The sequence below is a fragment of the Thalassotalea sp. G2M2-11 genome, from assembly GCF_017168195.1.
Taxonomy (GTDB): Bacteria; Pseudomonadota; Gammaproteobacteria; order Enterobacterales; family Alteromonadaceae; genus Thalassotalea_E.
This window is the reverse complement of the sequence record NZ_JADNYL010000001.1, coordinates 866063-887300: the sequence shown is the minus strand read 5'-3', so window position 1 is coordinate 887300 and position 21238 is coordinate 866063. Positions and strand designations below refer to the sequence as shown.

Below are 21238 nucleotides of genomic sequence, written 5' to 3'. Positions count from 1 at the left end.
TGGTGATTAACCGTATCGACCGGTAATATAATCTTCAGTTTTCTTTTTATCTGGGGTAGTAAACAAGGTATTAGTATCGTTGTACTCAATAAGATCCCCCATGTACATAAAAGCGGTTTGATCAGACACTCGTGCCGCTTGTTGCATGTTATGCGTCACTATCACAACCGTAAATTGTTTTTTCAAATCATTGATCAATTCTTCAATCGTTAACGTTGAAATAGGATCAAGTGCTGATGTTGGCTCATCTAGCAATAAGACTTCAGGCTCGATAGCAATGGCACGAGCAATCACTAGACGTTGTTGCTGACCACCCGATAACCCTAAGGCACTTTCATGCAATCTGTCTTTGACTTCATTCCACAACGCGGCGCTGCGTAATGCCTGTTCAACCGCGTCATCCAAAACGCGTCGGTTATTTTCACCGGCGATACGAAGACCATAGACAACATTTTCATAAATACTTTTTGGGAATGGATTGGGACGTTGAAACACCATACCAACTTGACGGCGTAAAGCGGCAACATCCACTTGCTTACTGTAGATGTTTTCGCCATGTAAATTAATCTCGCCCTCTATGCGACAACTATCTACCAAATCATTCATACGGTTAATACAGCGTAGTAACGTAGATTTACCACAACCACTTGGCCCAATAAAAGCGGTCACCTGCCCTTTGGGTATCGCCATAGTAATATTTTGTAAAGCTTGTTTTTCACCATAAAATAAGTTGAGACCTTTAATATCTAACGCCTTTTGTTCGGCGGTTAAATTATGCAAATCAAGTTTTGTTTGCGTTGCCATCAAATTTTTGGGGCTAACAGAAATCATATTTTTCTCTTTAATCTTTATTTCTTACAGTTATGTAATCTTTGTGATTAACCATCACTAATGGTTGTTCAATACCGTCAACGATTAATGCTCTAACGTGCGATATTTTTCTCTTAAACGATTGCGAATTGAGACCGCCGTCATATTGAGAGCTACAATAATGGTTACCAACAGAAGTGCCGTGGCATAAACCAATGGACGCGCCGCCTCAACATTTGGGCTTTGAAAACCAACGTCATATATATGAAAACCTAAATGCATAAACTTACGATCTAAGTGAAGAAATGGAAAGTTACCATCTAATGGTAAGTTAGGTGCCATTTTCACCACACCGACCAACATTAATGGTGCCACTTCACCCGCAGCACGAGCAATCGCTAAAATAATACCCGTCATGATCGCAGGGCTAGCAATAGGTAATATAATTCGCCATAGTGTTTCTGCTTTAGTAGCCCCTAGCGCTAAACTACCATGGCGCATCGAGCCAGGTATTCTTGATAAGCCTTCTTCCGTAGACACTATTACCACAGGCAAGGTGAGTATCGCCAAAGTAATAGCTGACCACATCACCCCAGGTGTACCAAAAGTAGGGCTAGGTAAAGTTTCAGGGTAAAACAGTTGATCTAAACTGCCACCAACCATGTAAACAAAAAAGCCTAAACCAAACACACCATAAACAATAGATGGAACACCTGCTAAGTTGATCACCGCAATACGTAATAATTTAGTCAGTGCATTATTACCCGCATATTCATGCAGATAAATTGCCGCGACAACACCTAATGGCGATACGATCACTGTCATCAGTAACACCATCAACACAGTACCAAATATCGCAGGAAAAACACCACCTTCAGTATTTGCTTCTCGCGGATCATCACTAATAAAACTAGCTATTTGACTGAAAAACATCATCAGCTTTTCGCCAAAATGTAGCAGGTTGTTGAACGAGACCTTTAAAATATGCTCAAAATTAATCGTGACAATTTGTCCATCCATGGCACGCATTTTTAATTGATCACGAGATACTTTTGCTCTAAGCGCTAACAGCTCTTGTTCTAATTGCTGATAGTCTGCTTGCAATTCGGTAACCTGTTCAGATATAGCTTGCTCCGTATCAGGTGTTAACGTTTGCTCTAATCTGTGCTTTCTCTCTTGCAGTCGCAAGCGTTCTATTTGATAGTTAATAGCACCTATATCAACTTTTTGTAACTCTTCCATCTGTTGCTGAAATTCTGTCACTCGCGCTAACATTTCAGGCAATCTATCAAGTGATACTTGCTGACCATCTAAAATCAAAGCATCAATATAACCGTAAAAGTTGCCATTAGTACGACGTTCGATTAACACAATATCTTCAGGTGTCGATTGCTCAATGATCTGCGGTACTAATATCCAACGAAAATCTAAACTGACTAATTCTCGGTTACCCGTTTTAACTAACAGTCGCTCAACTTCTTCAGCATCAGCTAAATCAAGCTGAAGATGCGATAACTGGCGAGCTGGGATACTTTCTCGATCATATATTTCACCAATAATCTGTGTTTTCTTGCCATTTTGATCAAGCATTTCAAACTGATAAATATCCGCTGGCCAAAAATAGGACAGCCCCCTAGAAGCAATTAACCACAACAAGCCAATCACTGATATTAAACTGATACTGACACCGCCAGCAGATAACCAAATCCATGGAGAGCCTGATTTAAACCACTTATTCATTCTTCAGTACTCCTACAATGAACTGTATTTTTCACGTAAACGCTGACGGACAAATTCAGCTAACGTATTAAATACAAAGGTAAAAACAAATAAAACAAATGCAGCTAAGAATAAGATGCGATAATGAGAACTTCCCACTTCTGATTCTGGCATTTCCACCGCAATATTAGCAGCCAAAGTACGCATGCCCTGAAAGATACTCCAATCCACAATCGGCGTATTTCCAGTCGCCATCAGCACTATCATAGTTTCACCAACAGCGCGTCCTAACCCCATCATAATGGCGGAAAATATACCTGGGCTTGCTGTCAATAACACCACCTTCACTAAGGTTTGCCATTGCGTTGCCCCCAAAGCTAATGAACCACTGGTTAAGTGTTTAGGCACGCTAAAAATGGCATCTTCAGCCATAGAAAAAATAGTGGGGATTACGGCAAATCCCATTGCAATACCAACGACTAAGGCATTACGCTGATCAAAATCAATACCAAGATCATTGGTGATAAACTGTCTGACATCACCACCAAACCAATACATTTCCATCACAGGTGACAAAGAAAACGCGAATGTTGCAGCAATCAGTAACACAGGGATAAGAATAATCGGCGCCCAAGTTTCAGGTAGTTTGCTTTTCCATTGCTTAGGTAAACGATGCCAGGCAAAAGCAGTGATAAAGACAGCTAATGGTAAAAGTATTAACAACAACGCAATAGCGGGTAAGTTTTTCTCGACAATAGGTGCTAGCCATAGACCAGCAAGGAAACCAAGAATCACTGTCGGTAATGCTTCCATGATTTCAATGGTTGGTTTGACTTTTTTACGCAACGCTGGCGTCATAAAGTAAGCAGTATAGATAGCGGCCGTTAATGCGATAGGAACCGCAAAAAGCATAGCGTATAACGCCGCTTTCATGGTACCAAATGAAATAGGCACTAATGAAAATTTAGCTTCAAAATCATCAGAGCCAGAGGTTGATTGCCAGATATATTCAGGCTCTGGGTATCCTTCATACCACACCTCTTGCCACAACGCTTGCCAAGTTACTTCAGGGTGCTCATTTTCAACTGAAAATTGCGCTAAGGTGTTGCCATCTTGCACTAATAAACCATTAGCACGTGGTGAGATAACAATGGCTTTCGGCGCTGCATTAGTTAGTTGTCCTCGCCATAAATCGGCTTCACTGGTGGTATAAAATACCCCAATTTCTCCTGAGTCAGTTACCGTAAAAAAGCTTTTTCGAAACTGTTCCGTCACTATATTAGTAACCGCTTCTTGCTCGCTCACCATAAAAGAGCGCACTTGTTTAAATTCTCGACCATTGTCTGTTGACACTTCAAACCACTGAGTCACCAAGCCATTATAATCTCCTAATAACAGCGAGCTACCACCAGATAGTAATGCCATGGAGGTTAAATGATGTGATTGAGCACCGTTTTGTGCTAGTTGCGGGCTGATCCTAGCTTTGAGCGCTACTTGATATTCATCGGTTAAATCATAGACCAATACGTTATCAGCACTGCGCACAAATGCCATTGAGAGATCTGGTGAAATTAAAATATCATCGACCTGATTTAACGCGATATCAATCGTTTGATAAAAGGCTTCAAATTCTGGATCGTAATTAAAATCATCTTCGGCTAGCAAAGTGGTTTTAATCAAGCGTTGATCGTCGGTAAAAGCGACAAACACCGCTTTTTCATCATTCATAGCAAACGCCAGTTCAGACAAAGCGCCATTGTCTTCATCAACAAGTAAATAATCTTCACCCAGTGGATACGTTAAGTTAGGAATCACTTCCCGCTGACCAGCCTGATAAGTCGCTTCGAACTTAGTCGCCACTAGCTGCACTTGATCTAACTCATCAAGCAGTAGCTTTTTTTCATGGCCCGCATCAATCACCTTAACGAGAGGCTGTTCAGAAAGTTGCTGACGAAATACGACGGAAGACAAGGATTTGCTTTGACTTGGTTCCAATAAAGAATAAAAAGCGATATCTCCGTCTGTACTAATGGTATAAGCCAGCTCTTGTAACTCATCGACACCAATAGACAGAACCTCCTCTGAACGTTCGATGGTTAACGCTGTCACCGGTTCTATTTTAGCAGACTCAAAGATCGGTTTGATCACATAAAGCAGATACAAAAATATAAGCACTAGGGTCAATAAGACACTGATCCCCCCTAGTGTAATTAACCATTTAGCTGCTGAATTTTTAATCTGGCGAACGCCAGTTGATTTAAGTGCAATTGCCAATTACAACACCTTTAATTGTATAAAAAACCTCACTTTGGCAATTATAAGACAGTTGTATGACAGTTTTGTGACAAACACTGAAACAATATAGATTCAATAAACTCAACAATGAATTATTTGTTTAACAAGGCTTTTTTGTTTAATCTTAGTGATGTGTGGGGTTAAAATTTATAGGTAATGTTATGAGCATCGAAAACATAATGACAAAATCATTATTAACTCTCGATATTGATGATGACTTATCAGATGCTAAGCAACTTTTCGACCAATATAAAGTGCATCATATCTTAATTTTAGACGGTAAAGAACTTGCTGGGATTATTACCGACAGGGACTTATACAAACATTTAAGCCCAACAATCGGCACCAGTAAAGAAACGCCGAAAGATACCGCATTGATGCGGAAAAAATTACACTTAATCATGGCACGAGAGCTGATCACCGCTCCTCCATCAATCACCCTAAATGAAGCGGTATTATTATTTTACGATAATCATATTTCTTGTTTACCGATAGTTAATGATAACTTTCAGCCAATAGGGATTATGACCTGGCGTGATGTGATCAAATTAGTTGCCTTGCAATACCGACGTAAATTAAATCAGCAAACTAAAAACTAGACCTGTTGAACTTTGCTGTTTGAATTTTGTTCAAGATAAACGCCTTCTGATCGCGGCACTTGAATTTTTGCATAGTCATCTATGGTTAATTTAAGTACAGCTTCCGCTCCTGCTCACGCTCACGCTAAGTACCTACATCCATGTAGGCAACAAACAGCAGGAGACGTTTAGTTAAACCCTTCGGGCAGAATTTGTTGCTGCAAAAACAAACTTGAAAAATCAACACGCCCTGGACATTACGAGCTACAAGAAAGCATTGAACAGCCAGCCTTATGCATTGCCCAACCCGGTCGTTTTGCCCCAAAATGCTCAAAGCCATCTTGTTCTTGATAGGGATTAGCTAATACCTGCTGTAGTTGCTCAATCATAGAGTAGTCCCCTTGCTCTGCAAGCTCTATCGCTTGTTGTGCAAGGTAGTTACGTAACACAAACTTCGGATTCACTCGATTCATCACTCGCGCGCGTTCATCATCATCAAGGCTGTTGTTTTCCAAGCGCTGACAATAAAGCGATATCCAGTATTCAAACCTTGGCCAATACATGGCTTTCGTTGGTTCGTCTTGATAAAAGCAAGGCAAAAAGTGGCTTTCAATTTGGCTTTTCCCCGGAATATAGCTTGCCAGTAAACGATAAAAAATCGTCATATCAATATTGCATTCACTCAACACTTGCTCTAATTGCACGAATAATTCACCATCTGACTGGGGTTCAAGCTGGGCAAGCCCTAATTTATCTTTCATCATTTCGAGCCAGCGTGATTCGTACATTTTGGCATAGTTCGTTAAGATTTCATTCAGCGGTTCAGCCTGTTCAATCAAGGGATAAATGGCATTCGCTAATTGAAATAAATTCCACTGGGCTATTTGTGGTTGTGCGCCAAAGCAGTAGCGTTTTCCTTTGGCATCTGTGGTATTAGGCGTCCACGACAAATCAAAATTATCAATCCATCCGTACGGGCCATAGTCAATGGTTTCACCAATAATTGACATATTGTCGGTATTCATCACTCCATGAACAAAGCCAACACGCATCCACTCAACGATCAATTGGCAAGTGCGTTCACTAATTTCACGAAACCATTGGATGTAAGTATCCTTGCATGGTTGGCCTAAATGTGGAAAGTCTTCAGTAATGGCATAATCAACAAGCTGGTTTAACAGCTTAATATCTCCACGCACCGCCGGTAACTGAAAACTGCCAAAACGCATAAAGGACGATGATACACGACAAACAACAGCGCCTAATTCTTGCTGAGGACGGCCATCATAAAACATATCTCGCACTACTTTATCGCCTGTTAAGCATAAACTTAACGCACGCGTGGTAGGAACTCCTAAATGAAACATCGCTTCAGAGCATAAATATTCTCTAATTGAAGATCGTAATACTGCTAGACCATCAGCAGTTCTTGAATAAGGCGTCGGCCCTGCACCTTTTAGTTGTAATGTTTGTAAGCCAAGCTCTGGAGTGGCTAATTGCCCCAAATTAATTGCTCGACCATCACCCAGTTGCCCAGCCCAGTGACCAAACTGATGTCCTCCGTAACACATAGCATAAGGCCTAGTATTGGGTAACAGCTCATTTCCCGTTAATACGCGTGCAATAGCCTGAGGATCATCAGTGGCTAAGGTAAGCTGTTGCGCTAATGTGTGGTTTAACGCAATTAGCGTAGGCGATTGAGTGACTTTGGGGCTGACAAATGAATACGCCACCCCATTAACCGTGCGACAAAAATTATCTGATTGTTGATCAGCAGGTAATCTATCTACAAAACGGTCGTTAAAATCACAAGCAAATAAACTCAAGCTAGCCCCTTAATACTTCAGCAGAAACGCTATTAATATTGACTAGTGTACGTGATATAACGCGTGAGCTAAAGCAGTGATGAAAAGTTGTTAATCATCACACACCACTTTATTTCGACCCGATTGCTTAGCTGCATACATACGTTTATCAGCAATATGCAAAGCAAGCTCAAGATCATCATTTGATTGGCACTCAGCAACGCCAAAACTTGCAGTAAATTCAATAATTTGATTTTCTAGAACTAATGAACTTTGTTCAATAATCTTGCGTAGCTTTTCCGCCAGCGTAGCCCCTTGAGCTTTCGATGTTTGCATGAAAAACAACAAAAACTCTTCTCCACCTGTTCTTACCATCACATCATTTTTACGAATATTATTTATGCACAACTCAGTAAATTTCATCAACACTTGATCACCTATTTGATGACCAAAAGTATCATTCACGTCTTTAAAGTGATCAATATCAATATTCACTATGGTCAGTGGGTAATATTCATCACTCACCATAAAGCGTTCAAATAATACCGAAGATAAAAACCGTCGATTTGGCAGTTTAGTTAAACTGTCAGTGTAAGACTGTTTCAATTTTGCATAGCTAAGCTTAGTCAATTTACTATGACTATCATGACGAAAATAATCAGCAATAAAACTGATCAAATTCATCACGGCAAACGAAGTAATAAAACGAGATACCTCAGCGGGCGGATATTGTGCAGGAATGTCTAGAGGAGATTTCAGCAAAACTAATAAGATAATAAAAAACAGTACATTGACAATAGCGCCAATCTTAATTCCCAATAAGACAAAATAAATCAATGGTATAGGATAAAGCCAATACAGCGCTGTATTTTTATATCCCCCCATATAAACCACTGTGAGTAACATGAAAAATACACAAAAAACACTCGCATAGTAGTGTATTTCTTCACGATTAAATATGATAGCGGTTACAGCATTAAGTAGAATAAATACGGCACCAAACAATAAAGTAAAGGCCAAGCTGATGTCGTAAGATTGATAGCTTTTCGCAGAAAAATATAAAATCACTGCAGCACCACTAAAACTAACAAAGTAAAAAATTGATTTTTTACGATAGCGATCAATTGCATCGATAGATGCTTTTTCAGAAAACTTATCCCACCAACCTAAATGTTGTGCCATAACAATATTTTTTATTCACCTTAACTATAATCAATAGCACACAATGGGTACTATTGATGTAATTTCAATACTTTTCATCACAAATAAACCCATTTAATCAAATTTGCTTGCCTATGACCTTTCACTTAAAATACTAGCAATTCCATTTATTTAAAACAAAAGGTTTCCCATGGCATTGCCAGATAAGTTTATTTATTCAATGCACCGCGTTAGTAAAGTGGTGCCGCCAAAACGTACGATACTAAAAGATATTTCTTTATCATTCTTCCCAGGCGCTAAAATCGGTGTATTAGGCTTAAATGGTGCAGGTAAATCGACATTATTAAGGATCATGGCCGGTGTTGATACCGATTTTGAAGGTGAAGCAAATGCACTCGCAGGCACTAACATAGGTTACTTACCACAAGAACCTCAACTTGATGAAAACAAAACAGTACGAGAAGTCGTTGAAGAAGCCGTATCAGAAGTAAAAGATGCCATGGCGCGACTTGATCAAGTCTATGCCGAATACGCTGAACCTGATGCCGACTTTGATGCCTTAGCAAAAGAGCAAGGTGAATTAGAAAACATTATTAATGCACAAGACGGTCATAATATTGATAATGTTTTAGAGCGTGCTGCCGATGCGTTACGTTTACCTGAGTGGGAACAAAAAGTCGCGGTACTCAGTGGTGGTGAGCGTCGCCGTGTTGCTCTGTGTCGGTTGTTATTACAAAAACCTGACATGCTCTTACTTGATGAACCAACCAACCACTTAGATGCTGAGTCAGTTGCTTGGTTAGAACGCTTTTTACATGAATATAGTGGCACCGTTGTTGCCATCACCCATGACCGTTATTTCTTAGACAATGTTGCCGGTTGGATCTTAGAGCTTGACCGTGGCCATGGTATCCCTTGGGAAGGTAACTATTCTTCTTGGCTTGAGCAAAAAGATGCTCGACTTGAGCAAGAAAAACGCAGTGAGAATGCTTTACAAAAAACCATTAAACAAGAATTAGAATGGGTTCGTTCTAATCCGAAAGGCCGCCAAGCCAAAAGTAAAGCACGTATGGCGAGATTTGAAGAACTCAACAGCCAAGATCATCAAAAACGTAATGAAACGAACGAGCTTTATATTCCACCAGGACCACGCCTAGGTGATAAAGTATTAGACGTAAACAACTTAACCAAATCATTTGGTGATCGCGTCTTAATTGATAATTTAAGCTTTAGTATTCCTAAAGGAGCGATTGTCGGTATTATCGGTGCTAATGGCGCGGGTAAGTCTACCCTATTCAAAATGTTATCTGGTGCTGAGCAACCTGATTCTGGTGAAGTAGATCTAGGTGAAACGGTCAAATTGGCCAGTGTTGATCAATTCCGTGATGATATGGATGATAAAAATACTGTTTACCAAGAGATCTCTGAAGGACACGATATTCTGACCATAGGAAATTATGAAATTCCAAGTCGCGCTTATTGCTCACGTTTTAATTTTAAAGGCAATGATCAACAAAAATTCATTGGTGATCTATCTGGAGGTGAACGCAACCGTGTGCACCTTGCCAAGTTAGTCAAAACAGGCGGTAATTTATTATTACTCGATGAGCCAACCAATGACTTAGATGTAGAAACACTTCGCGCACTGGAAGAAGCTCTTTTAGAATTTCCTGGCTGCGCCATGGTTATCTCTCATGACCGTTGGTTCCTTGACCGAATAGCCACTCATATTCTCGATTATCGTGATGAAGGACAAGTAAACTTCTACGAAGGTAACTTTACAGACTACGAAGAGTGGTTAAAGAAAACCTTAGGCAGTGCCGCAGTGGAACCTCACAGGATTAAATACAAAAAAATTGGCTAGTCTGCCAAACAAGGTAAGTTACTAGTAACTAAAGAAAATAAAAAGCACCTTAATCATTTTTAAGGTGCTTTTTTTTAAAATCCAGCTATGCTAAAGGTATTCACTTAGCAACTGTAACAATATAAATGGAAAACAGACGACAGTTTACTCGGATCTTATTTTCAATTGATGCCCTGCTTGACATTGAAGAGCACAGTTATTCCGTTAATATTCACGATATTTCACTCAATGGTGCGTTAGTCAGTAGCCCCGATGGTATTGATGACATCAAGCATAAATTAGGTGTATTACGTTTTAGTCTCGCAGGAGATGAAACCGAAGTGTGTATGCACATTGCTGTCGTCCATGTTGAGCCCGATGAAATAGGTCTGCAATGTAACGCTATTGATATTGACAGTGTTACGCTATTACGCCGACTCGTTGAATTAAACTTAGGCGATGAAGAGCAACTCCATAAGGAATTATCACAACTGACCCGTTAAATAACTTTTCAACCCTAGCAATAAGGACGATTTATGAATCATCTTATCATTTCTTTTATTAGTCCAGATCGTCCTGGACTTGTTGACACCCTCGCCAACATAGTAAGACAGCATCAAGGCAATTGGCAGACCAGTAGTCTTCACCATTTATCCGGTTTTTTTTCAGGTGTCATTGAAATCGCTATTGATGAGGCACAAAGCGATAATCTCATTGACCAATTACAAAGTATCCCAAATTTTAAGTGCCATATTGAAAGCGCCAGCCCCAATGAAACCGAAAATACCGCCGATATTGTGTTAGAGCTGACCGCCAATGATCGTTCAGGCATTATTCAAGAAATTTCATCCGTCATTCATCACCAAGGAGGCAACCTGCTTAAGCTGGTTAGCTCTCATGACAGCGCACCGCACTCAGGGCAAACCTTATTTAAGGCTAAAGCAACAATCGCTGTCGCTAACAACACGGTTGATGCCCTTATTGATGGCTTAGAAGCATTAGCAGATGACCTAATGGTTGATATCTCGCGCTGATCATTTTCTCCAATGATCCTTTGGGCTTACCTTAGGATCACATGATATTTTACTAGGCATTTACCTGTATTGACGGCAAATGCAATAGTAAACATGAGACTTGCTGTGATATGAATTTTAACAAAGAGCTCAGTTGGCTATCATTTAATGAACGGGTGTTACAAGAGGCCGCAGATCAGTCGGTACCGTTAATCGAACGTATCCGTTTTCTCGGCATTTATTCTTCCAATCTCGATGAGTTTTTTCGTGTTCGTGTCGGCAACATCCGGCGGTGCGCAATGGTAGAAGCAGAGCAAGATGATCTCAAAGATAAGTGGGAGGTATTACATCAAGATATTTCACTGAAAGTGAATCAATTAACAAACAACTTCAAGATCATCGCCGATAATACTTTTGGGCAACTCGCTAAGGAAAATATTATTACTATCTTTGATGACAGTAATAATAGCCAATTTAAACAACACTTAAGTGTCACACAACTTGACTGGCTGAGCCAGTATTTTGCTAACAAGATCAAACGTCATATCACACCAATCATCATTCACTCAAAAACACAGTTGGTTAATTGTATTGATGATGATGGTATTTATTTTCTGGTCGCGCTACATCAAGCCAAGCAGATTAAATACGCGCTAGTAGAAATCCCTAGGGAAGAGACCGAGCGTTTTATTGTGCTCCCATCAATCAATCGTCGTAAGACCCAATATATCGTGATGTTAGATGATGTTGTGCAATACTTTCTGAATACGTTATTTGAGGGGGTGATTGAGTTTGATAGCATTGATGCATATTCAATGAAGCTCACACGTGATGCCGAATATAACCTGACCGATGATCTTGACGAAAGCTTATTGGATCAAATGTCTAAAGGCTTAAAACAACGACTAAAAGCCGACATGGTACGTTTAGTCTATGACCGTTTTATGCCGCAATATATGCTCAACTACTTAGCCAAAGCATTAAAAGTCAAACATGATGATGACTTAGCGCCAGGGGTGAGGTATCGCCACTTTAAAGACTTTGTCAAATTTCCAAATCTCGGCGCTCCTCAGCTAGAAAACCCTGAACTCCCTGCCTTGGATTGCACAAGATTTACTGTTTCACCTTCAATTTTTACCGCCATCAGCCAACAAGACATTTTACTTTACTACCCTTATCATAAGTTTAGTCATTTTACTGAATTCGTTCGACAGGCTTCTTATGATCCCTTAGTACACCAGATAAAAATAAACATTTATCGGGTTGCGAAACATTCACGCATCATTCAGTCACTAATTGAAGCCGTTAAAAATGGTAAAAAAGTCTCCGTGGTGGTTGAACTAAAAGCGCGTTTTGATGAGCAGGCGAATATCGAATGGGCGAAGGTCATGAAAGATGCCGGAATTGAAGTAGAGTTTGGCATTGAAACCTTAAAAATTCATTCCAAGTTATGTCTGGTCTTTCGCAAAGAGCATGACAAAATTGTGCGCTATGCCCATATTGGCACAGGTAATTTTCACGAAAAAAATGCCCGTATCTATACCGACCTAGCTCTGTTCACCAAACATAAAGAGATTTGCCAAGAAGTTGACAATGTTTTTTCTTTTATTTCACACAGCTACAAACGATTTCGCTTTAACCACCTGATCGTTTCCCCGCTCACTTCAAGGCGTCGTCTTTATCAGTTAATTGACAATGAAATAGACAATGCCCAACAAAATCGACCAGCAGCTATCACGCTAAAACTGAACAATTTAGTCGATACGGGCTTAATTAGTAAACTATATAATGCCAGCCAAGCAGGGGTTAACATCAAAATACTTGTTCGCGGTATGTGCTCATTAATCCCAGGTATTAAAGGTAAAAGCGACAATATTAGTATCATATCAATTATTGATCGTTTTCTTGAACACCCTAGAGTCATGCTGTTCCACCATCATGGCGAACAACTATTATTTATTAGCTCTGGCGATTGGATGGAAAGAAATATTGATCACCGAGTAGAAGTTGCTTGCCCAATTTATGATACCACCTTAAAGCAACGTATTATTGATATACTTGATTTACATTTTCAGGACAATGTTAAAGCACGGATCATTGATAGCAAACAAAGTAATCAATATGTTCCTGCTGACGCTACCGCACCTGTTCGCTCGCAAATTGCCATTTATCACTACTTAAAAGCGCAAGAAATACAAGAGATGAACATTCAGCCAACCACGTCAAAGCATCACGATGAATAACAAACTTGAAGCGCATACTAGTGAGTATTTAGCCGCGTTAGATATCGGCTCTAATAGTTTTCACTTTGTGCTAGCAAGGCAAGTAGGCGAGCACTTGCAGCTTGTCCATCGAGAAAAATATCAGGTACAACTGGCTGAAGGGCTCAATGAACATAATATGTTGAGTGCTGAAGCAATCGAGCGAGGTTTATCAACCTTAGCACACCTGACAACCACCACTAAAAATATTAAAGCAGACAATTTTCGCGCCGTGGCCACCTTCACTTTACGACAAGCAAAAAATAGCCACGAGTTTTTAGCGGCAGCGCGGAGAGTCTTTCCTTTTACTATTGAAGTGATTTCAGGTCATGAAGAAGCTCGACTGATTTATCAGGGGGTTGCCCATTATTTACAAAATGATATTAAGCAATTAGTGCTCGATATCGGTGGCGGCAGCACAGAATGCGTCATTGGTCGAAAGCTGCAAATTAACGCAGTGGAAAGCTTAAATATTGGCTGTGTCAGTTATCAGCAACAATTTTTTCATCGGCAGGTCATTTCAAAAAAAGTCTTTAAACTCGCGATTTCGGCAGCGAAGCATCAAATAGATAGCATAGTAAAACGCTTTAAAAAACAACAATGGCACTCAGTTGTTGGTACCTCAGGTACGATAAAATCCATCGCACGAATAGTCAATTATGACAATGAAATTCAACGCCCTATCACCTTAGCGGATTTAAAACATATCAAAAAACAATTACTCAAGTTTAACCATGCGGATGACATCAAGATTCCAGGCTTGAAAGACAACCGAAAATCGGTCATTTGTGCTGGGGTAGCTATTTTACTGGCATTAATGGAACAACTAGAAATTAATGCAATTGAGTATTGCCAATATGCGTTACGAGAAGGGGTGTTGTTCGAACAATTAGAAAATTTAACTCACAATAATGTCCGTGTCAGGAGTGTAAAAAACCTTGCCGAACGTTTTAATATCGACAAATTACATGCTAACCATGTGTACGCCATTGCTGAGCGTATTTTTAGCCAAGTAGTGCGTCCATGGCAACTTGAAAAGCCCATATATCCAGAACTTTTACGAGCCGCCACTCAGTTACATGAGATAGGTATGGACATTAACGCATCAGGTTATCAAAAACACGGGCAATATATCGTTGAGCAGGCAGATTTAGCGGGCTTCAACCAAGAACAACAAAAAGCACTGGCATGGCTAATAGGTAATCAACGTAAAAAAATCACCTTGATCGATGCAGATTTATGGTATCAGCTGGAACAAGAAAAGCTGCTAAAGCTTTGTCTTATCATTCGTTTGAGTGTGTTACTGAGCCAGCAACGTCATCAGGACGAGCAATTTTTAACACAGATCAGCGCAAAGCAAACACAGCTAACGCTTACTTTAGATAAACAATGGTTAAAAGCTCGCCCAATAATCAAAACAGAACTCGTTTATGAACAAGCGGTGATAGCTAAACTTTCTTATCAACTGACCATTAATTAAATAGTTGCTATTAATAGTATAAATATATCCACTTATCGCCTTTGACTTGTCAGTAATGCTAAAACAATATAGCGTTACTTTATCTCAGGGACTTATTTTCACAGGTTAGCTAAATGACTATAACAAAAAGAAATTTTTTAAAAGCGAGTAGCCTCGCGCTTGCATCACTCTCCTTATCAGGCATTCAGTCAGCGAAAGCAAGGTCTTCAATTCCGACAAAAGCAAAAACTACCGAGCAATTACACAATATAACCAATGGCATCTCTGCAATTACGGTTGAAGAAAGATATGCTCGTATTCACAAAGCTCAACAATTAATGCGTCAAGCAAACATTGCTGCCATGGTGATAGAGCCAGGAGCAACGATGGATTACTTCTCTGGCATTCAATGGTGGCGAAGTGAACGAGTAACGGCATTAGTGATCCCACAGCAGGGTGACGTTGCTGTGATTTGTCCATTTTTTGAAGAACCCAGTATTCGTGAAACGCTCAGCGTTGGAGATGACGTCAGAGTTTGGCAAGAACATGAAAGTCCATTTGAGCGAATTAAACAAGTGCTTGTAGATCGTGGCATCACAAAAGGCAATATCGCCTTTGAACACTCAGTGCGCTACTTCGTACTAAAAGGTGTGATGGCACTATTACCACATATGACTCATGTGAGTGCGACAGAGGTTACCCGTGGCTGTCGTATGTATAAAAGTCAGCATGAATTACAATTAATGCACAAAGCCAATGAAATCACCTTAGCCGCCTATCAATATGTTTGGTCACAACTGGCTGTAGGTATGAGCCAAAACGACGTGAAATCAATCATGCACAAAGCGCAAGCTAAACTTGGCGGCAGTGGCATTTGGAATATGGCATTATTTAATGAAGCCAGCGCTTACCCTCATGGTACCAAGCAAAAACAAATATTAACTGAAGGCTCCATTGTGTTGATGGATTGTGGTTGTAGTGTCCACGGCTATCAATCAGATATCAGCCGTACTTTTGTCTTTGGTGAAGCAAATAAAGAACAAAAGAAAATTTGGCACACCGTCCGTAAAGGGCAAGAGATTGCCTTTGAACAAGCACAAATTGGTGTCGCAGCAGGTAAAGTAGATGATGCGGTTCGCGCTTATTATCAAACCCAAGGTTTAGGGCCTGATTATCAGCTGCCTGGTTTATCTCATCGTACGGGGCACGGAATCGGCATGAAAGGCCATGAAGGAGTAAACTTTGTTCATAACGAGCAAACCAAACTTGCCAAAGGCATGTGTTTTTCTAATGAGCCTGGTATTTACCTGCCTGGAAAATTCGGTGTGCGCTTAGAAGACTGTTTGTATTTCAACGACAAAGGACCGCAGTGGTTCACTATACCTCCTGAGTCAATAGACGCGCCAATCGGTAAACTTGCACCGTTAAAGGTTTAATAACCGTTAAAAGCAAAAAAGCCTGACATTGTCAGGCTTTTTGTGTTCGCTTAAATATTGACATTAAAGTGTCAAACCTAACTTTTTAAACTCTTTCTCAACGACCTTACTAGGTAATGGAATATAGCCGTCTTTTTCAACTATCTTCTGACCCGACTTAGAAAGTATCATTTTCAAAAATTCTGCTTCCATCGGTGCTAATGGTTTATTCGGATGTTTATTCACATACACATATAAAAAGCGAGATAACGGGTATTTTTTAGCAATGGCATTAGCCATGTTCGCTTCAACAAAGTCATTACCTTTTTTCGCTAATGGTAACGCACGTACACCAGATGTTTGATAACCAATACCTGAGTAGCCAATACCATTAAGTGAAGCCGATACTGACTGTACAACTGAAGCTGAACCCGGTTGTTCATTCACGCTATTTTTAAAGTCACCTTTGCATAACGCTTTCTTTTTAAAGTAGCCATAAGTTCCTGATACCGAATTGCGTCCGTATAACTGTATGTCTTTACCTGCCCATTCGCCTGTTAAACCAACATCACCCCAGCGATCAACGTCTTTGGCCGCGCCGCATTTTCGGTTATTTGAGAAAATTGCGTCTACTTGATCAATACGTAAACCTTTCAACGGGTTATCTTTATGAACAAATACGGCTAAAGCATCAATTGCCACACGAACAGCCGTTGGCTTATAACCATAACGTTTTTCAAAGGCTTCTATTTCGCGCGATTTCATCTTACGGCTCATCGGGCCTAAATTTGAAGTTGCCTCAGTTAAAGCTGGTGGCGCAGTAGAAGAACCAGCCGCTTGGATCTGCACGTTTACGTTTGGATAAGTACGTTTAAATTCCTCGGCCCAAAAAGTCATCATATTGGCTAAAGTATCGGAACCAACAGATGATAAGTTCCCAGATACGCCACTGACTTTTTTATAAGTAGGTAAATCTTTATCTACCGCTACCGATGAAAAGCTTATTAAGCTAGCTAAACCAATCACGCTTAACGCACGTTTGATAGTCATAATTTTCTCCAATGAGAGTGTGTTTACTGAATTAATTTGTGAACACTATATAAAGCTTATATGACAATTATATTTAAGCTATGTGACACTTATATGACAAAGGTAAATAAACTGTCATGATAAGCACAACAAATAATCAAGCAACTTTATTTGGAAGTGCGCGGATACATTTAGACTCAAACGAAATAATGAACTCACTGCCTTTCCCCCACTGACTATTAATGGTGAGCTCAGCATGATGATGATTCAACACATGTTTGACGATCGCCAGCCCTAAACCAGAGCCACCAGTATCGCGTGAGCGAGATTTATCGACACGGAAAAAACGCTCCGTTAAACGATTAACATCTTCAGGTCGAATACCTTGACCATCGTCTTTGACCGAAAAACAGGCTTTATCCCCTGCCCGTTGCCAGGTCACTTGGATATGTCCTTGTTCAGGCGTATAGGCAATCGCATTAGACAATAAATTAGAGCAGGCACTTTTCAGTTCATTTTCAATGCCCTCAATCGCTAATTCTTTATCTATGCTAACGGTGACGACATGATTTTTTTCTTGATTGAGCCACTGACTATCATCAATCAAATCTTGTATCAATTTAGGCATGTTAACCACTTGTTTATCTTCTTGATCAGCATGAATTTCAACCCGTGATAACACCAACAACTGCTCAACTAAGCGATCCATTCTTGATACTTGGGTTTCCATGGTAGAAAACACCTTTTGCCAATGAGGATCTAAGGCATTGTCTGTACTTTGCACCATCTCGACATAGCCACGAACCACTGTAAGAGGCGTTTTTAATTCATGAGATACATTAGCCACAAAATCTCGACGCATTTCTTCCAAGCGATGCACTTTGCTGATATCACGTGCTAAAAACAGTACTTGTTCTGTGCCATAGGGCATCATACGTACTTCCAAGATAATATCACTGTTGATCGGAGAGGTGAGTAAGCATGGGCTGTCAAAATCACCTTCTTTAAGGTACTGAGTAAACTCAGGAAAGCGGATCAAATTATCAATGCGTTGTCCCGCATCATTTGGCCACTGAATACCTAAAATACGCGAAGCTTTTTTATTGCCCCATTCGATCAACAGATCTTGCGATAACACTAAAGCGGCATCAGGCAATGCTTCTGCCCCATCACGAAAACGACGAATTTTTTCGTTTAACAGCTTTTGTTTACGGCGAAACTGTTTCATTTGCCGATATAAGCCATCATATATCATGCCCCAAACACCATTTGCCTGTGGCGGTGATAATGATTTACTGCGCCATAACCACTTAAATAGCTTTAATAAATGATGGTAATGCCAAATTAACAGTGCTGTGGCGCTCACTGAAAGCAATAAAAACGTGTGGCCAATTAAGTAACCAACGAGCGCACTTAAACATAAAATAATGATTAAACGGGAAATAACCGTGCGAGTAGATAAACGAAAATACATACTAATTATTTTTATACACTAAGTTTAGTTTTCCCTGAGAAACGATAGCCAGAACCACGCACCGTTTGGATAAAATCTTCATGCCCTTGCCCGGCAATGGCTTTGCGTAAACGACGAATATGCACATCTACGGTTCTATCTTCAACATAGACATTGGTACCCCAAACATTATCTAATAATTGCTCTCGACTATAAACCCGTTCAGTGTGAGTCATAAAAAAATGAAGTAAACGAAACTCAGTGGGTCCCAAATCTAATGCGCGTTCATTTATTGAAACACGGTGAGCGACAGGATCAAGTTTCAAACCATGAAATTCAATCGACTCTTCTAATGCAGTTGGTGATACCCGACGAATAACCGCTTTTATTCTGGCAATTAGCTCTTTAGGAGAAAAAGGCTTAGTGACATAATCATCAACACCAACATCAAAACCTTTCACTTTATCATCTTCATCAGCACGCGCTGTTAACATAATGATCGGAATAGCACGTGTATATTCATTTTGTTTTAATTGCTTGGCTAACTTTACCCCCGTACCTCCTGGTAACATCCAATCTAGCAAGATTAAATCAGGGTATGGCTCTACAATTTTCGCTTTAGCTTGCTCAAAATTTTCTGCTTCTATGGTATTAAAGCCATTTTGTTCTAACACAAAAGTCACCATTTCTCGGATTGGCGCTTCATCTTCAACCACTAAAACTTGTCTGTTCATGTATAAAATTCCCAGTTATACCTAATATCATTATCGTCGCTATCACTTGACTAAAACAAGCTAAGAGTGCTGGACAACAGCTGATTGTCAACAGCAACCCCACGTTGGATAAACAGACAATGTTCACTCATCATCTGCTAACGACTAATGAACATTCTGATAACTTTATATGACAATTTTATGACATAAAGCGAATTTAATTTATCATCAATGAATATCCGCCATTAAACAAGACGAAAAAGCAAAAAAAAAAGTGGCATAGTTGCCACTTTTTCATCAAATAGCGCTTACCGTATTAGAACTTATATTGAATACCAAGGGCTAAGTAGTCTTCATCAGCACCGCTATCCATATCGAATGATGTATAGAAAGTATATAACTTAGTACTTTTTGCTAATTTATAATCCGCACCTAAAGTAAAGCCGGACTTATCATCGCCACCATCATGGTTGGCCGTTTGCAGCTGACCTTTTAACGTCCAGTTATCAATGCCATACTTTGCTGAGATTAAGAAACCATCCATTTCCTTGCCGGTAGAGACTTGTTCTTGCGTTTGCACCATCGCACCTAGTGCAACACCAGCTAACTTAGCTTGAATAGTGGCACGTGCGACATCATAACCTTTCATCTCAGAGTCAAATGCTAATGCAGCATATAATGAAGATTTTTTAAGTGCCTTATCACCATAAAATAAAGCAACCGATGTTGCATCTTCACCATCAACGCTATCTTCAGCAACATAAGTGACCCCTAACTGAAAACCGTTATATTTTTTAGTTTTATAAGTGATGGTATCAGCCATACGATTCTCGCCTTTCCATAGCACTTTGATATCACCGTTATGATCGCTGAATAAATCCACTTTCCCTTGTGACTGCTTTAATACCGTGTCATTTTTACCCAATAACACTTCACCAAAGTTACCTTTTAAACCAATATATTGGTTACGATCAGTGATGCTATCACCTTTGTTACTATCGCCATCTAAATCAACTTGAAACTCAGCTTTATATACGACTGATAACTCATTAGATAACTCATGCGTACCTTTAAAGCCAATGCGCGAAGCATTGCTTTTCACTTCAGTAAATGAGCCTTCACCTTCATCCGAAGATTGTACAGAGACATCAGCACGACCATAAATTTCAACATTTGCCGCCATTGATGAAGCAGAACAAACGCCTAATAATGTCGCTGCAATTGCGCTATAAGAAAGTTTCATTAAATTACCCTTTTAAATATTAATGCTTGATTGCTTACTATTGTGCCGCCAAAAGATGACACTTTTGTGACATTATGAACTTTTTTTTACTTTTTGATGAATAATTAACGTCAAGTTTGTTAAATTTCCTTTGTGACATTGCCACAGATCAAATTTTTCAGCGAGATCAGCTACTGGCACTGTATTATTGCTTGATTTAAGTAGAATAACTACACGTCATAAGCGCTGCTTTATGTAAATACCAAACAAATGACGGTAAAAACAAACTGAAAAGATAAACACACCTTAGATTCAGCTCATAATAAAACAGGCTAAACACCATTTAACACACTGATTGATGCTCAAGTAACTAATTTCGTTGCCTCTGTCATATTTGTTCCATATTGTCGTCACTTTAGTGTCATTTCGCTGCAATAAAAACTACACATTTTTAAAACAATT

The 21238-nt window shown here is 39.8% G+C and carries 16 protein-coding genes; 7 read left to right on the top strand and 9 right to left on the bottom strand.

Translation table 11 applies throughout. From position 1 onward, the window contains the following. Window positions 1-6: 6 nt before the first annotated feature. From pstB to IV514_RS03770, 3 genes are all read right to left on the bottom strand, one after another. On the bottom strand, window positions 7-831 hold the full coding sequence (pstB, locus tag IV514_RS03780) for a phosphate ABC transporter ATP-binding protein PstB (protein WP_206483558.1): 825 nt from the start codon (window positions 829-831) through the stop codon (window positions 7-9). Between the two features lie 84 nt (window positions 832-915). Next, a complete protein-coding gene (gene pstA, locus IV514_RS03775; protein ID WP_206483557.1) occupies window positions 916-2550 on the bottom strand; it encodes a phosphate ABC transporter permease PstA in 1635 nt (544 codons plus the stop codon). 12 nt (window positions 2551-2562) lie between these two features. Next, a complete protein-coding gene (locus IV514_RS03770) occupies window positions 2563-4767 on the bottom strand; it encodes an ABC transporter permease subunit (protein WP_346776900.1) in 2205 nt (734 codons plus the stop codon). A 218-nt stretch (window positions 4768-4985) separates the two neighbouring features. On the opposite strand from IV514_RS03770, the gene IV514_RS03765 reads away from it, so the two are divergent. Further along, window positions 4986-5423 carry a CBS domain-containing protein gene (locus IV514_RS03765; RefSeq protein ID WP_206483555.1) on the top strand — a complete coding sequence of 146 codons (438 nt, stop codon included), beginning with the start codon at window positions 4986-4988 and terminating at the stop codon, window positions 5421-5423. 236 nt (window positions 5424-5659) lie between these two features. Here IV514_RS03765 and IV514_RS03760 read toward each other — a convergent pair whose 3' ends face one another. Together IV514_RS03760 and IV514_RS03755 are read right to left on the bottom strand one after the other, a co-directional pair. Continuing rightward, entirely contained in the window at window positions 5660-7228 is a 1569-nt protein-coding gene (locus IV514_RS03760; RefSeq protein ID WP_206483554.1) for a protein adenylyltransferase SelO, read from the bottom strand. 90 nt (window positions 7229-7318) lie between these two features. Beyond that, window positions 7319-8389, bottom strand: coding sequence for a GGDEF domain-containing protein (locus tag IV514_RS03755; protein ID WP_206483553.1), 1071 nt, complete (start codon window positions 8387-8389; stop codon window positions 7319-7321). Window positions 8390-8558: 169 nt separating this feature from the next. On the opposite strand from IV514_RS03755, the gene ettA reads away from it, so the two are divergent. The 6 genes from ettA (at window position 8559) to IV514_RS03725 (ending at window position 16380) form a co-directional block, all read left to right on the top strand. Then, window positions 8559-10232 carry an energy-dependent translational throttle protein EttA gene (gene ettA, locus IV514_RS03750; RefSeq protein WP_206483552.1) on the top strand — a complete coding sequence of 558 codons (1674 nt, stop codon included), beginning with the start codon at window positions 8559-8561 and terminating at the stop codon, window positions 10230-10232. A 125-nt stretch (window positions 10233-10357) separates the two neighbouring features. Further along, window positions 10358-10714, top strand: coding sequence for a PilZ domain-containing protein (locus IV514_RS03745; RefSeq protein WP_206483551.1), 357 nt, complete (start codon window positions 10358-10360; stop codon window positions 10712-10714). A 33-nt stretch (window positions 10715-10747) separates the two neighbouring features. Then, entirely contained in the window at window positions 10748-11245 is a 498-nt protein-coding gene (locus tag IV514_RS03740) for an ACT domain-containing protein (RefSeq protein ID WP_206483550.1), read from the top strand. A 110-nt stretch (window positions 11246-11355) separates the two neighbouring features. Then, a complete protein-coding gene (gene ppk1 / locus IV514_RS03735) occupies window positions 11356-13467 on the top strand; it encodes a polyphosphate kinase 1 (protein WP_206483549.1) in 2112 nt (703 codons plus the stop codon). Then, on the top strand, window positions 13460-14965 hold the full coding sequence (locus tag IV514_RS03730) for a Ppx/GppA phosphatase family protein (protein ID WP_206483548.1): 1506 nt from the start codon (window positions 13460-13462) through the stop codon (window positions 14963-14965). The genes ppk1 and IV514_RS03730 overlap by 8 nt, the downstream gene beginning before the upstream one ends. A gap of 113 nt (window positions 14966-15078) precedes the next feature. After that, window positions 15079-16380: a Xaa-Pro peptidase family protein gene (locus tag IV514_RS03725; RefSeq protein WP_206483547.1), complete on the top strand. Its 1302-nt coding sequence runs from the start codon at window positions 15079-15081 to the stop codon at window positions 16378-16380. A gap of 63 nt (window positions 16381-16443) precedes the next feature. Here the strand turns inward: IV514_RS03725 and IV514_RS03720 are convergent, their stop codons facing one another. From IV514_RS03720 to IV514_RS03705, 4 genes are all read right to left on the bottom strand, one after another. Next, a complete protein-coding gene (locus IV514_RS03720; RefSeq protein WP_206483546.1) occupies window positions 16444-17409 on the bottom strand; it encodes a phosphate ABC transporter substrate-binding protein PstS family protein in 966 nt (321 codons plus the stop codon). A gap of 136 nt (window positions 17410-17545) precedes the next feature. After that, window positions 17546-18862, bottom strand: a complete 1317-nt coding sequence (gene phoR, locus IV514_RS03715; protein WP_206483545.1) for a phosphate regulon sensor histidine kinase PhoR — start codon at window positions 18860-18862, stop codon at window positions 17546-17548. 11 nt (window positions 18863-18873) lie between these two features. After that, the gene (phoB, locus tag IV514_RS03710; RefSeq protein WP_206483544.1) at window positions 18874-19575 is read right to left on the bottom strand and encodes a phosphate regulon transcriptional regulator PhoB; all 702 of its coding nucleotides are present in this window, start codon (window positions 19573-19575) and stop codon (window positions 18874-18876) included. Between the two features lie 295 nt (window positions 19576-19870). After that, window positions 19871-20797, bottom strand: a complete 927-nt coding sequence (locus IV514_RS03705) for a porin (RefSeq protein ID WP_206483543.1) — start codon at window positions 20795-20797, stop codon at window positions 19871-19873. Window positions 20798-21238 lie beyond the last annotated feature (441 nt).

What these genes read in the sequence shown, in the direction of transcription:
- pstB (WP_206483558.1), bottom strand. Translation starts at nt 831, where the DNA reads ATGATTTCTGTTAGCCCCAAAAATTTGATGGCAACGCAAACAAAACTT.
- pstA (WP_206483557.1), bottom strand. Translation starts at nt 2,550, where the DNA reads ATGAATAAGTGGTTTAAATCAGGCTCTCCATGGATTTGGTTATCTGCT.
- IV514_RS03765 (WP_206483555.1), top strand. Translation starts at nt 4,986, where the DNA reads ATGAGCATCGAAAACATAATGACAAAATCATTATTAACTCTCGATATT.
- IV514_RS03755 (WP_206483553.1), bottom strand. Translation starts at nt 8,389, where the DNA reads ATGGCACAACATTTAGGTTGGTGGGATAAGTTTTCTGAAAAAGCATCT.
- ettA (WP_206483552.1), top strand. Translation starts at nt 8,559, where the DNA reads ATGGCATTGCCAGATAAGTTTATTTATTCAATGCACCGCGTTAGTAAA.
- IV514_RS03745 (WP_206483551.1), top strand. Translation starts at nt 10,358, where the DNA reads ATGGAAAACAGACGACAGTTTACTCGGATCTTATTTTCAATTGATGCC.
- IV514_RS03740 (WP_206483550.1), top strand. Translation starts at nt 10,748, where the DNA reads ATGAATCATCTTATCATTTCTTTTATTAGTCCAGATCGTCCTGGACTT.
- ppk1 (WP_206483549.1), top strand. Translation starts at nt 11,356, where the DNA reads ATGAATTTTAACAAAGAGCTCAGTTGGCTATCATTTAATGAACGGGTG.
- IV514_RS03730 (WP_206483548.1), top strand. Translation starts at nt 13,460, where the DNA reads ATGAATAACAAACTTGAAGCGCATACTAGTGAGTATTTAGCCGCGTTA.
- IV514_RS03725 (WP_206483547.1), top strand. Translation starts at nt 15,079, where the DNA reads ATGACTATAACAAAAAGAAATTTTTTAAAAGCGAGTAGCCTCGCGCTT.
- IV514_RS03720 (WP_206483546.1), bottom strand. Translation starts at nt 17,409, where the DNA reads ATGACTATCAAACGTGCGTTAAGCGTGATTGGTTTAGCTAGCTTAATA.
- phoR (WP_206483545.1), bottom strand. Translation starts at nt 18,862, where the DNA reads ATGTATTTTCGTTTATCTACTCGCACGGTTATTTCCCGTTTAATCATT.
- phoB (WP_206483544.1), bottom strand. Translation starts at nt 19,575, where the DNA reads ATGAACAGACAAGTTTTAGTGGTTGAAGATGAAGCGCCAATCCGAGAA.
- IV514_RS03705 (WP_206483543.1), bottom strand. Translation starts at nt 20,797, where the DNA reads ATGAAACTTTCTTATAGCGCAATTGCAGCGACATTATTAGGCGTTTGT.